Annotated in this window: 14 protein-coding genes and 1 pseudogene; 6 read left to right on the plus strand and 9 right to left on the minus strand. The window is 59.4% G+C overall.

Features of this window, described 5'->3' with window-relative positions:
* Positions 1-33 precede the first annotated feature (33 nt).
* The 6 genes from E5P2_RS32730 to E5P2_RS32750 form a co-directional block, all read right to left on the minus strand.
* Positions 34-1,017, minus strand: coding sequence for an aldo/keto reductase (locus E5P2_RS32730; RefSeq protein WP_162571250.1), 984 nt, complete (start codon positions 1,015-1,017; stop codon positions 34-36).
* Positions 1,018-1,127: 110 nt separating this feature from the next.
* Complete coding sequence (locus E5P2_RS32735) at positions 1,128-1,952, minus strand: amidohydrolase family protein (protein WP_162571251.1); 825 nt, start codon at positions 1,950-1,952, stop codon at positions 1,128-1,130.
* Between the two features lie 45 nt (positions 1,953-1,997).
* Positions 1,998-2,288 carry a DUF1330 domain-containing protein gene (locus tag E5P2_RS32740; protein ID WP_162571252.1) on the minus strand — a complete coding sequence of 97 codons (291 nt, stop codon included), beginning with the start codon at positions 2,286-2,288 and terminating at the stop codon, positions 1,998-2,000.
* A 13-nt stretch (positions 2,289-2,301) separates the two neighbouring features.
* On the minus strand, positions 2,302-2,427 hold the full coding sequence (locus tag E5P2_RS38235) for a hypothetical protein (protein ID WP_269475713.1): 126 nt from the start codon (positions 2,425-2,427) through the stop codon (positions 2,302-2,304).
* Positions 2,428-2,469: 42 nt separating this feature from the next.
* Entirely contained in the window at positions 2,470-3,279 is an 810-nt protein-coding gene (locus tag E5P2_RS32745; RefSeq protein WP_162571253.1) for an SDR family NAD(P)-dependent oxidoreductase, read from the minus strand.
* Between the two features lie 17 nt (positions 3,280-3,296).
* Positions 3,297-4,307 carry a TauD/TfdA family dioxygenase gene (locus tag E5P2_RS32750; RefSeq protein WP_162571254.1) on the minus strand — a complete coding sequence of 337 codons (1,011 nt, stop codon included), beginning with the start codon at positions 4,305-4,307 and terminating at the stop codon, positions 3,297-3,299.
* Positions 4,308-4,499: 192 nt separating this feature from the next.
* On the opposite strand from E5P2_RS32750, the gene E5P2_RS32755 reads away from it, so the two are divergent.
* From E5P2_RS32755 to E5P2_RS32780, 6 genes are all read left to right on the plus strand, one after another.
* The gene (locus E5P2_RS32755) at positions 4,500-5,258 is read left to right on the plus strand and encodes an HpcH/HpaI aldolase family protein (protein WP_232080962.1); all 759 of its coding nucleotides are present in this window, start codon (positions 4,500-4,502) and stop codon (positions 5,256-5,258) included.
* 4 nt (positions 5,259-5,262) lie between these two features.
* Complete coding sequence (locus E5P2_RS32760) at positions 5,263-6,021, plus strand: GntR family transcriptional regulator (protein WP_162571256.1); 759 nt, start codon at positions 5,263-5,265, stop codon at positions 6,019-6,021.
* A gap of 24 nt (positions 6,022-6,045) precedes the next feature.
* Positions 6,046-7,182 carry an iron-containing alcohol dehydrogenase gene (locus E5P2_RS32765; RefSeq protein ID WP_162571257.1) on the plus strand — a complete coding sequence of 379 codons (1,137 nt, stop codon included), beginning with the start codon at positions 6,046-6,048 and terminating at the stop codon, positions 7,180-7,182.
* Between the two features lie 34 nt (positions 7,183-7,216).
* Complete coding sequence (locus E5P2_RS32770) at positions 7,217-7,825, plus strand: nuclear transport factor 2 family protein (protein ID WP_162571258.1); 609 nt, start codon at positions 7,217-7,219, stop codon at positions 7,823-7,825.
* Between the two features lie 51 nt (positions 7,826-7,876).
* Positions 7,877-8,647 carry an SDR family NAD(P)-dependent oxidoreductase gene (locus E5P2_RS32775; RefSeq protein ID WP_162571259.1) on the plus strand — a complete coding sequence of 257 codons (771 nt, stop codon included), beginning with the start codon at positions 7,877-7,879 and terminating at the stop codon, positions 8,645-8,647.
* A 158-nt stretch (positions 8,648-8,805) separates the two neighbouring features.
* Positions 8,806-9,780: a Bug family tripartite tricarboxylate transporter substrate binding protein gene (locus tag E5P2_RS32780; RefSeq protein WP_162571260.1), complete on the plus strand. Its 975-nt coding sequence runs from the start codon at positions 8,806-8,808 to the stop codon at positions 9,778-9,780.
* Positions 9,781-9,893: 113 nt separating this feature from the next.
* Here the strand turns inward: E5P2_RS32780 and E5P2_RS37990 are convergent.
* The 3 genes and pseudogenes from E5P2_RS37990 to E5P2_RS32790 all read right to left on the minus strand — a co-directional run.
* Positions 9,894-10,007, minus strand: a pseudogene (locus E5P2_RS37990) ((R)-mandelonitrile lyase); the annotation flags it as partial.
* The gene (locus E5P2_RS32785; RefSeq protein WP_162571261.1) at positions 9,998-10,825 is read right to left on the minus strand and encodes an SDR family oxidoreductase; all 828 of its coding nucleotides are present in this window, start codon (positions 10,823-10,825) and stop codon (positions 9,998-10,000) included. The gene E5P2_RS32785 and the pseudogene E5P2_RS37990, both read right to left, overlap by 10 nt.
* 79 nt (positions 10,826-10,904) lie before the next feature.
* On the minus strand, positions 10,905-11,900 hold the full coding sequence (locus E5P2_RS32790; RefSeq protein WP_162571630.1) for an aldo/keto reductase: 996 nt from the start codon (positions 11,898-11,900) through the stop codon (positions 10,905-10,907).
* Between the last annotated feature and the right edge of the window lie 54 nt (positions 11,901-11,954).

Raw genomic sequence — 11,954 nt, forward strand, 5'->3', positions numbered from 1 at the left:
CCCGTCGCTGCGTTGGCTCCCGCGCTTTGACGCTTACCGCCCGATCATCTTTTGTCGATCTGCCGGGTAGCGAGCGCCCTGAATCGTGACGCCGGAGACACCCGCTTCGATTTCCTTCAAATCTTCGGGCGATAGCATGACCTGGGCGGCGCCCGTGTTCTCTTCGAGGCGGTTCAGTTTGGTCGTGCCGGGAATCGGCACGATCCACGGCCTTTGAGCAAGCAGCCAGGCCAGCGCGAGCTGGGCCTGCGTAATCTGCTTGCGTTCGGCGATGCTTGCGAGAACATCGACGAGGGCGCGGTTCGCCTGGCGCGCCTCCGGGGCGAAACGGGGCGACGTGTTGCGGAAGTCCGTCGCGCTGAACGATGTCCGCGCATCGATCGTCCCCGTGAGGAAGCCTTTGCCGAGCGGGCTGAACGGCACAAAGCCGATGCCCAATTCCTCGACGAGCGGGAGAATCTCTCTTTCGGGTTCTCGCCACCACAAGGAATACTCGCTCTGCAGCGCGGTCAAGGGCTGAATTGCATGTGCACGTCGAATGCTGTCGACGCCAGCCTCGGACATGCCGAAGTGCTTCACCTTTCCCTCGCCGATCAGGTCTTTCACGGTACCTGCCACATCTTCCATCGGCACCTGAGGATCGACGCGGTGTTGATAGAAAAGATCGATGCGGTCAGTGCGTAGGCGCTTTAATGCTTCTTCCGCGACCTCCCGGATGCGCTCGGGCCGGCTATCTGGGCCGTTGGCGACCACACCATCGCGGAAGCCGAACTTCGTCGCGATCACTACCTCGTCGCGGATCGGCTCGAGCGCTTCACCGACGACGCTTTCGTTGGCGATGGGGCCATAGGCTTCTGCGGTGTCAAAAAACGTGATGCCGCGCTCGAAGCCGGCGCGGATCAGGGCAATGGCGTCCGCCTTGTCGGTCGCGGGACCATAGGCATGGTTCAAACCCATGCAGCCGAGTCCAAGTGCAGAAACCTCCAGGCCGCTTCGGCCGAGTTGTCGATGTTCCATGATTCGATTCCTTTCGTCGTTGTCATCAGCGGTCGGCTCAATTGTCTTATTGACGTCGGCGCCGCTGAGGAGGGATGAACATTTCAGGTTTGCTGGAAAATCCGGTCGACCTACCAGCCCAACCACTTCTTTACAGCTTCTCCCATCACCAGATCCTTCTCACCGGGACTGCGAAAGAAAGATGGCTCGTCGAAAGCCCGAATCGCAGTCGCGTAGTCGCATGGAAGCCGGCTGTAATCGGTACCCCAGAAAACCCTGTTCGCACCGAACGCATCAATGGCCCGCCGCACGAGCCGAAGAAAGCCGGGGAAAGGGGGGCCCTCCTTGCCGAACCATGCGTATGAAGTCGCTTTGAGACAGACGTTCGGACAGTCTGCCAGCCGCAAGGTTTGATCGAGATCGCGCTCAGGGGCCTGCGGATCGTCTGGGAAGGCGAGGCCCATGTGATCCAAGGCGATGCGGAGCTTCGGGTGAGCCTCTGCGATCTCGAGCAGCGCTGGAAGTTGTGACGGGGGCCAAAGCATGAGCGGTATGTCTCGCGCTTCCGCAAGGGGCCATAGCCAATCGAGAGAACCGTTGGTCAGATGGACTGCATCCTGGTCCAGGAAGCTCAGGCGAACGCCGGTCAGCCCGCGCTCAAGGTCGTCGAGCAAAGTCCGCTGCGCCGAAGGCGCTGCCATTGCCATGCGCCCGAAAACCTTGAAGCGGTCGGAATACTTTGCGGCCGCCTGCAATGCAAAGTCGTTGCTGTCACCGGCCGCGAAGGCAGGCACTAGCAAAGCGCGATCCACTCCCACGGATTCCATCACCTGGAGAATGTCTTCAGCGCCGAATTCGGAAGGGCCATGCGCGTACCTGACGCGCTCGATCGGCCAAGGGTGCTCCGGACTGTTTGCTCTCCAGATGTGGATCTGCGAGTCGACGATCGAAGGCATAGAAATCAATGAGTTGGGGGTGAACGGGACTGCATTCGGCACGCGCTACGAGGCACCGTCGCAAATCATGATGCGGCTGGTAGCCGCGCGTCTTCTGAACTCCGCGGCGCGTTGGTACTCTTCGCTGTTGAACCAGGAGAGCGCAATTTCCTTCGTCGAGAACTCATGGATGACGAGCCTGGACGGCGCAGGCTGACCTTCAAGCATCAAGAAGTCTTGCGCCCGGATGACCGGCTTCGGCGCGAACCTCTGCAAGCTCGGTAGCGCAAGTCGCCTGTATTCATCAAAAAGAACTGCGTCATGGATAGTCATCTCGGCGATGAAGAATGCGGACATCGATTTTCCTATTTCATTTGAGACCCGCGAGCAATCCATCGGCTTGGGATGCCTCGCGGGCAAGCTGGGCAGTGAACTCTTGCGGCGTGACGAAGTCGATCCAACCTTCAAAGCCTTTCGGGTCGCGCTTTTTCGGCAATTCATGTTCATCGTGTGTCTCACGATCTGGATGGGCGCAAGGTCATTGCGCCTTTCCCATACCCATCGGAGCCGCCATCAAGGTCTGAGAGAACCCGCCATCGCAGTTGATGACTTGCGCAGTGACGTATCTGGCGCCTTCGGATGCCAGGAACATGACAACGGAAGCCACTTCGTCAGGAGTGCCGATGCGACTCAACGGAACCCTCTTTGCGCGTTCATTCAGGACTTCCATCGAGACGGCGGCACGTGCGAGCGGCGTATCGATGTTGCCGGGGTTGACGATGTTCACGCGGATGCCGTACTGGGCCCATTCAAGAGCCATCTGATGGCTCAAAGAGACCAATGCGGCTTTGCTGGGTCCGTACGAACCGCCGTTCGGACGCGGGAAGATCCCGCTTAAGGACCCGATGTTGATGATCGACCCATTTCCGCTTTTCTTGAGATGAGGCAAGCAGCATTGGCCAAAGGTCAGTGCGCCTCGAACATTGACTGCGAAACATGCGTCCCAATCATCGAGGGAGCAGTCGGCGAGAGGTTGAGGCTTCAGACGCGCCGCGGCATTCACCACTGAATCGATTCGGCCGAACGCTTCTATCGCGCAGTTCACTGCGCCCAGAATGTCGTCGGCACTGGAGACGTCCAGCGCCACTGATATCGCGCGGCCACCCAGTTGTTGGATTTCCTTCGCAACAGCTTCTGCGGCGGACCCATTGATGTCGCCGACGACGACGTCATATTTGGCACGCGCGAATGCGTTGACGCATGCCCTGCCAATCCCGCTTCCGCCCCCGACGACGAAGGCTACGAGATTCGAAGTCCCGCTTTGCGCGAGTTTTGCATCGGTCTTCATGGCGGTGCAGTGCCGCTTTACGACATCGCGAGTTTTTGTTCGCGCACGAGTGTGGCCGGGACACCGTCGTACAGAACAGGATACTTGGCCATATGCGCCCGACCCCCGGGGAACTGCAGCCAAAGTCGCAGCATGTGGCGTTTCTGTTCGAGTTCTTCGAAGTCGACGAACTCTGTCCGAGAGTGGAAGGTGACATAGTTGTTCAAGAACTGGATGTCGCCCGGCTCCATCTTCATGTCGTACCTGAGATCTGGCCGGGCTGCGACGGCATCGAGGTATTCGAGCGCCTCGTTCTCTTGGCTCGTGTAAGGAACGCCGTTCAGCCGCGACGTCTCGATCATTGCGCGGCGGATGGCGCAGCTCAGGACACCGTTGTCATAGCTGTAGACGGGCAGCCTCCATTCGACGGGCACGCCATCTGCCTCGGTGCTTCTGAGCAAAAAGCCATTGAAAAGGGGAGGCAGCAGATCTGGGCGCGAGGCAAGGATCTCGTTGTAGACGGACATGGAACTGCTCATGCTGCTCATTCCGCCTTCCTTCGCCTGCTTGATGCAAAGCAGGCCGACGGCGTCACCGAGGTCGGTATGGAAGAGGAGCTTCTCGTTGCTCAGATAGCCTCGTACGCCTTTGGTCTCACCAACGGTCGTGATTCGCTTGCCTTCGTCTCTCACGTGCCCGAGGACATCGCCATAGCTGTTCTGCGAGATCGGCTTGCCGACAAGTTTTCCGAGCGCGAGAAACAGCGCTTCGACGGCCGACGTCGGGTACTGTTCGACCGGAAAGCCACGAAGCAACGCAAACCCGGCGCCATGCAGGAGATCGTTTCTGATGGACTGCATCTGGCGATGCAACGCCGGAAACCGCTCAGCGCCGACCTGCTCACTAACGGGATTCGCCCTGCAATATTCCAGTAGAGATGGAAGCTCCTTGGCGGCCGCAGGTTCGAATTGGACCTTCCAGTCGCTTCGCCGCGCAATGTCGCTGGCGTTCCAGACTGCTGGCCCGGTCACTGGTTCCATGGGGATCATGTCGATTTGCTCCTGGTAGTTGAAAGGCGGGTCGCTTGCGAGTGCGCCCCTGCTCGTGCCTGGCTTCCGCTTGGAGTCCGCCGCAGATAGGCGAGATGTCGCGGCCGTCTTGGATCAAGCAGATGATCAATCCTACATCCAACGTTGCAAACTTACAAACTTATTGTGTATGATCCGCTACCGGAGAAATTTATGATCCCTGTTCGCTTCCCACCCACAACCTCAGGCGCAGTTCGCGCCGGGGTGATCGTGAATTTCGACTCAATCCACTTTGTCGACATGGTGGCCCTCGCAGGCTTCGACTTCGTCTTGCTCGATGCAGAGCACGGGCCGCTTACTCCCTCGAGCGCGTACGGAATGATTCGTGCGGCCAACAGCCACAGGCTGGCCGTCTACGTGCGAACGCCTGGCCGGGACGCTCATGAGATCCAGCGCTACCTGGACCTCGGGGCGCATGGCATACAGGCCCAAGTCGACAATGCCGCCCAGGCGCGACAACTCTGCGAGCGGGTCTTCTATCCGCCCAAGGGGTGCCGCGGCCTCTCGCTTTCAACGCCTGCGGCCGCGTTCGGGGCGGGAGCGACCGCCGCAGCCTATCTGCACGATTTCAATGCGAAGGCTTCGGTCTTCGTGACCGTCGAAAACCGATCCGCGCTTGCGGAGATAGAGGCTATCGCCGCAACCGAACACCTGACGGGGGTATGCATCGGTACGGGCGACCTAGCCCTGTCCCTCGGTGTGCCTGGCGTTCGCGATGCCCCCGAGGTTGTTGACGCCGTTTCGCGCATCGTCAACATTTGCCGCGCACGTGGGATCGAAGTATTGGTCCCCGCGACGGATAGCGCGTCGGCCCGAATGTCTCTGGAACTTGGAGTCACTGGACTCCAGTTCCCTGCGAGCGTTTTGGTCATCGAGAAAGGAAAGCAACTCCTGCGGGACATGCGGAGCTAACCCCATGAATCAGAATAAAGTTTCTGCTTCCGAGAGCAAGAAGCCAGAGCCGCTTTGGGTTTCCATTGCGGCGGCGCTACGAGAGCGAATTTGCAAGGGCCAGATCGAAGAGGGGCGCGGACTGTCCGATATTGGGTTGGCCAACGAGTTCAAGGTAAGTACCGCCGTCGTGCGTCAATCCATGAGAAAACTTGTGGAAGAAGGGCTTTTGACGCGAACCCGGGGAATAGGCACCTTCGTGAATCGCAACCCGCTCGAGGGCTCGCTCACGCTGGACCGTCTGGATGCCTGGGACCTGCAAGGCCATGTCACTCGCATCGAGGTGGTGGAATGCAAGTTCGTGCTCGCCAATATCACCATTGCTGCGGGACTCGGCATCAACCTGGGCGACACGGTTCTTTATCTCCAGCGTCTACGCTTGGCAGACGAGCTTCCCGTCACCGTGGACTATCGCTATATCCCATCCGATCTGGCAACTCCACTCGACCGCTCGGCGTTCGAGGAAGAAGCAGTCTGGCGAGTGCTCCAACGCCACAAGGGCATCACTCCAGCCAAATCGCTTAGGGCGATCAAGGCATCCGGGGCTTCGACCGAGGTGGCAAATCTACTTGGGCTCCCGGTAGGCGCTCCGGTTCTGGAGAACGAAGTCCAGGTCGTCGATAGCAAATCGCGGCTTGTCATCCTCGGCACAAGCTTCTACCACCCGGATAGGTTTATCTACCGCGATGAGATCGACGCGACCTTGGGTCTTCGCAAGGTATGAGTCGGAACTAACTACTTCCCCAAAATGGCCCTCATTCAGTACATCACCCAGATCAACGTTGAAGCTGGCGCCTTGAAGCTGCTGGCTGCCGAATGCCAAAGAGTAGGAATCAAACGTCCCATGATCGTGAGCGATCGGGGAGTTGTCGCGGCGGGAATCGTCGACAAGGTTCTCAAGATGCTGCAAGGTGTCGATGCGACCGTGTTCGCCGAAACTCCTTCGAACCCCACCGAGGCCGCAATCAGATTGGCGACCTCGCAATGCAAGGCGTCCGGTTGTGATGGGTTGATCGCCGTCGGCGGCGGTTCATCGATCGATTGCGCCAAGGGCATTGCCATTGCTGCAACACATGAAGGGCCACTCAAGAGCTTCGCAACGATTGAGGGTGGTACAGGTCTGATCACGGCCAGAGTTCTTCCCATCATCGCCATCCCCACGACCAGCGGCACAGGGAGCGAGGTCGCACGCGGAGCGATCATCATCGTCGATGACAAGCGGAAGCTCGGCTTTCACTCGTGGGACCTGGTTCCGAAGTCTGCAATTTGCGATCCGGAGCTCACTCTCGGCCTGCCGCCACTTCTGACTGCCGCCACTGCGATGGATGCCATCGCTCACTGCATCGAAACCTATCTTGCGCCTTCCTTCAACCCACCGGCGGACGGGATCGCCCTGGATGGATTGGGAAGGGCTTGGGGCAACATCGAGCGCGCTACAAAGAACGGAGCCGACATCGACGCTCGGCTGAACTTGATGTGTGCTTCCTTCCAAGGTGCGCTCGCATTTCAGAAAGGATTGGGATGCGTGCACTCGCTCAGTCATAGCCTGGGTGGACTCCTTCCCGGGCTGCATCACGGCACGCTCAACGCCGTGTTTCTTCCCACGGTGCTGCGCTTCAATTCTCAAGCGCCCTCGGTCCAGAAGGATCGCCGGATGGAGGAATTGGCGAGGGTCATGGGCGTCAATTCGCCAGACGCCGTTCCCGGTGCCATCCGGGACATGAGTGCGAGGCTTGGTTTGCCTGTCGATCTTCGAAGCATGGGTGTCGAGCGCAAGCACTTTTCTGCAATCGTTTCGGGCGCTATGGCTGATCACTGCCACTTGACGAATCCTCGTCGCGCGACCGCCGACGACTACATGGGCATGCTTGAGGAAACCCTCTAGGGCATTTTTCATCAATACGAAAGAGAGACGATGAATGGACAACACAGAGTTGCAGCGGCAAGTCCGGCGCCTCGCAGCCGAATCCGAGATCAGACAAACCATCTACCGCTACTGCAGGGGAATCGATCGGCGCGATTGGAAACTGATGGAGTCGGCCTTTCATCCCGATGCGACCGACAACCATGGCGTCTATAGCGGCACAGCAACCGGCTTCATCGAATCCACAAAGCCAAGACATAACTTCATCACGATGTCGATGCACAACATCACCAACATCATGATCGAATTCAAGAGCGATCGCGAAGCCCTTGCCGAGAGCTATTGCATCGGAGTTCATCGGTATTCCGCTGAGGGAAGTGCCGCTTTGGGCGCGATCGTCGGTGATGCCCCTGGGCTGCAGGGAAAGGGAGTTGAATTGACGATGTGGGTCCGCTACCTCGACATCATGACCAGGCGTGATGGCGCTTGGAGAATTGCAGAGCGCCAGGTCATCTGGGAGGGAATGCGTTCGGCCGCGGTCGACGCCAGCGCTCCGCCATTGGATTCGAAGTGGGTTCTTGCGTGCCGGGATTCCTCGGACCCTGTCTTTGCGAGAGGCAGGGAACTGGGGTTGCCATCTGCGGCCGGTAGCAGCCCCGCCTGACACCGTTCACGCTTTTGACCGTGACAGTTTCGGAAAACTCAGGAGTGGTACATGGATCTGCAGCTTAAGAATCGCCGCTGCCTTGTGACAGGCGCGAGCGCCGGCATAGGCCTCGGAATCGTCGAGGCGTTGGCGCAGGAGGGCGCGCTGGTCGTGGCGACTGGCCGTCGCGGAGACAAGCTCGGCGAGATCGCCGATTCATTGGCACTAAAAGGATGTGCCCGGCCCGCGGTCGTCACAGGAGACATCACGGATGCAGGCGCCGTAAAGCGGATCGCTGCCGAGGCGGCCGAGGCGTTTGGACCGATCGAGATTCTCGTGAACTGCGCGGGAGGGTCCAGACCTGTGACGCCCGAAGCCGGAGACGACGCCTGGGAAGAATCGTTCTACCTCAACTTCATGGCTGCACGACGCATGACAGCAGCCGTGTTGCCACCGATGAGGAAGGCGAAGTGGGGACGCATCATCAATATCACCGGACTGATGGAACCGCGCGCCCTGACACCTGAGCACGGCGCGCTAAGTGCCGGCGTCGCAATGAAAGCCGCGACGCATCTTTGGGCCAAAGGTCTTTCCAGGGATCTGGGCCGCGATGGCATCACTGTCAACAACGTCCCGCCAGGACGCATCGACAGTGAACAGGTGGAGCGCCTCTATTCGGATGAGTTTCGCCGGGAGGAAAGCCGCAACATCCCTATGGGGCGGTTCGGTCAGCCGCGCGACATCGGGGTCCTGGTCGCGTTCATTGCGTCGCCGCTCGCGCAGTACATCACGGGAACCGTGATTCCGGTTGATGGCGGTCTCAGTTTCTACGGCGCCTGAGAATTCGATCAGAACTATTTTGATTTGGGCGTGCAGGCGCCCCTGAGAGGCTGCTGCGCTCTGAAATTCCACGTTGCGGGTTGAACGCGATTTTCGCTCAGAGCTGTTTTTTTTGGTGACTTAGATGTCATCACGAATTTTATTCTTAGGAGACAGACATGAATCATTTGCGCCGTTCGATTCTGCTGGGTTTGGCCTCAGTCCCGACGCTCGCCTGCTATGCGCAGGCACAAAAGTATCCCAACCGACCCGTTCGCCTGATCGTTCCTTATGGTGCCGGGGGCTCCGGCGATGCGGCAGCACGCTCTGTCGGAGAGGGGCTGGGGAAATTGTGGGGCCAGACCCTCATCATCGACAACCGGCCTGGCGCCAATGAGATCGTGGCCGCTGATCTGACGGCAAAGAGTCCGCCTGACGGGTACACATACCTCCTCGCCAGCGAGGCTACGCCCAGCGTCAATCCGTTCCTCTATTCAAAGCTGCCATACGACCCGAAAGATCTGGTGCCGGTCGGCCGCATGTTGACTTCGCAGTATGCGCTCGTCGTTTCCCCAGATTTTCCCGCCAAGACGCTGAAAGAGTTCGTTGAGGAAGTGAAGCGGCATCCGGGAAAATACAACTTTGGATCGCAAGGTATCGGCGGTCCCAACCATCTTGCCATGTCGTGGTTCGAGAATATGACCGGAATGAAGATGGAACACGTTCCGTACCGCAGCCTTCCACAAGGGATTCAAGAGGTGGCGGCCGGGCGGGTGGAGGCGATGTTCGGACCTATCGGAAGCATCTCACCTTTCATTAGAAAAGGACAATTGAAAGCGATCGCTGTATCCGGGAAGGTTCGACAACCTGAGATTCCAGATGTTCCGACGTTCGCCGAATCCGGCTTTCCTGATTTCGAGGCTTCGTTTTATCTAGGCGTTTTTGCGCCCGTCGGGACCCCCTCGGACATGATTCATCAGTTCTCCCGAGACATGAACAAGGTGATCTCCGATTCAGCTTTTCAAAGAAAGTATTTTCAGCCTCAAGCGTACGATGCAATTGGCGATACGCCCGAACAATTTGCCGAGTTCCTCAAGAAGGACCGCATAAGAGCCCAGGAAAGAGTCAAAGTCTCCGGCGCCAAGCTCGATTGATGCGACGCAAATTCGGTTTCTAGCAGCGGCGGCGGCTTCAAGGGTCGTTTGCTGGTGCTTTTGCCTCGCCGACGGCAGGACCCGCGAGGTATTCCGCGTCGGTCATTTTTTCCAATCGGTTCGCCTTCGCATTGCGTCCAGCCGCAGCCTGCGGTGACGATCAGAGTCTGTCCGGGCGGATGGGTATGCCATGTGGAACGCGCCCCCGGCTTGATAGTCACTTCGGAGCGAGTTCGCCAAACCAATAAGTAGCAGTCACTCCGCCGTCCATGAGGAAATCGCTGCCCGTGATGAATCCGCCGTCCGGGCCCATGAGCAGCGCCCCGACTGTTCCGACTTCGTCGGGCGTGCCCCCGCGCTTCGCCGCCGATGCATCGATCATGCGCCGGTATCCTTCACCTCGAGGACCGCTCAATTCGTCCCTGGCGAGGGGGGTGAAGATGATGCCGGGGCTGATCGTATTCACCCGCGCGCCGCGCTTGCCCCACCGTACCGCCTCGGCCATGACCCGCAGAGAATTTCCGCGCTTGGAGAGCTGGTAGGCGTGAAGCGAGTCCTTCACCTGATCGGGCTGCAGCATCGGCAGTGCGAGCAATTCCTCGGTGGGCGTCATCGCGAGAGCCGTGTTCTGCTCGGTGGTCAAGCCTGGCAGCCGATGCCCGGACTGCGACGCGATCACCACGCCAGCGCCGCCCTGTGCGATGACGTTGCCGAACTCTTCCAGTACGAGGGCAGTGCCATACAGGTCGATATGAAGGATCGTCGCCGGTGTTGCCTGTGAGGGGGACACACCGGCGGCGTGGATCAAACCGGTGACATTGCCGAGCGCGGTGGCTGTTTCGACGAGTGCGTGGACCGACGCGCGTGAGGACACGTCGACTGTCGCGGTACTGATGTCGAAGCCAGCGTCGTTCAGAACCTTCGCTGCCGCGTCCGCATTTTCCTGCTTCAAATCTGCGAGCAGGACATGCTTGCCTGCGCTGACACGGCGCGCAATCGCCTGACCGATGGATCCGGCTCCGATAACGACAATGACATTGGTCATGGGTAATTCCTGTTCCTGGAAAAATATAGGTTTACTTTTCTTAGTATTTCGGCATACCGAGGGTTGAGCGATCAGTGCATCAGCCGCCCGTCATCCGCAGCACAGCTTCGGGCAACCGAGCGCCCTGTACCGTCACCTTCGACGCGACCGCATCGATCACCCGCAGGTCTTCGGCGGTCAGTTCGACCGCCACTGCGCCGAGGTTCTCTTCGAGCCGATGCAGCCTGGTCGTTCCAGGAATGGGCACGATCCACGGCTTTTGCGCCAACAGCCAGGCGAGTGCGATCTGGGCCGGTGTCGCGCCCTTGCGTTGCGTCACTTCGCGCAGCAGATCGACCAGTGCCAGGTTTGCCTTGAGGGCTTCTGGCGCCAGGCGCGGAACGCGAGAGCGGAAGTCGGAACTGTCGAACCGTGTGTTCTCGTCCATCTTGCCGGTCAGGAAACCCGCGCCCAAAGGGCTGAAGGGCACGAAGCCGATGCCGAGCTCTTCGAGTGTCGGCAACATTTCGGTTTCCGGTCCCCGGAAGAACAGGGAGTATTCGCTCTGGACCGCTGTCACCGGCTGCACGGCATGCGCGCGCCGAACGGTGGCCGCAGCGGGCTCGGACAGCCCGAAATGCCTGACCTTGCCTTGTGCGATCAGATCCTTGACTGCGCCCGCGACATCCTCGATCGGCACGGCCGGGTCAACGCGGTGCTGGTAGAACAAATCGATCGTGTCGATCTTCAGACGCTGCAGCGAAGCTTCCGCGACCGCCTTGATGTGCTCGGGGCGGCTGTCCAGCCCGCCCCGGCGCTCGGCGGTCTCCTTGTCGAGGTCGAAGCCGAACTTGGTGGCGATTGCCACCTGCCCCTTGAACGGCGCAAGTGCCTCGCCCACCAGTTCCTCGTTGACGAACGGGCCATAGACCTCCGCCGTGTCGAAGAACGTGACGCCTTTCTCGACGGCCGCACGGATCAGCGCGATCATCTCCCGCTTCTCGCCGGGAGGGCCGTAGTTGGCGCTCATGCCCATGCAGCCCAGGCCGAGCGCCGAGACTTCAAGCGTGCTGTTTCCAAGTTGACGTTTTTGCATTGCTTTTTCTCCTTCAGGAGTCAATGGTCTGGTCGAGGTGCTTCGTCTTTCCGG

Origin of the sequence: Variovorax sp. SRS16, from assembly GCF_901827165.1 — a bacterium.
In the GTDB taxonomy this organism is placed as follows: domain Bacteria; phylum Pseudomonadota; class Gammaproteobacteria; order Burkholderiales; family Burkholderiaceae_C; genus Variovorax.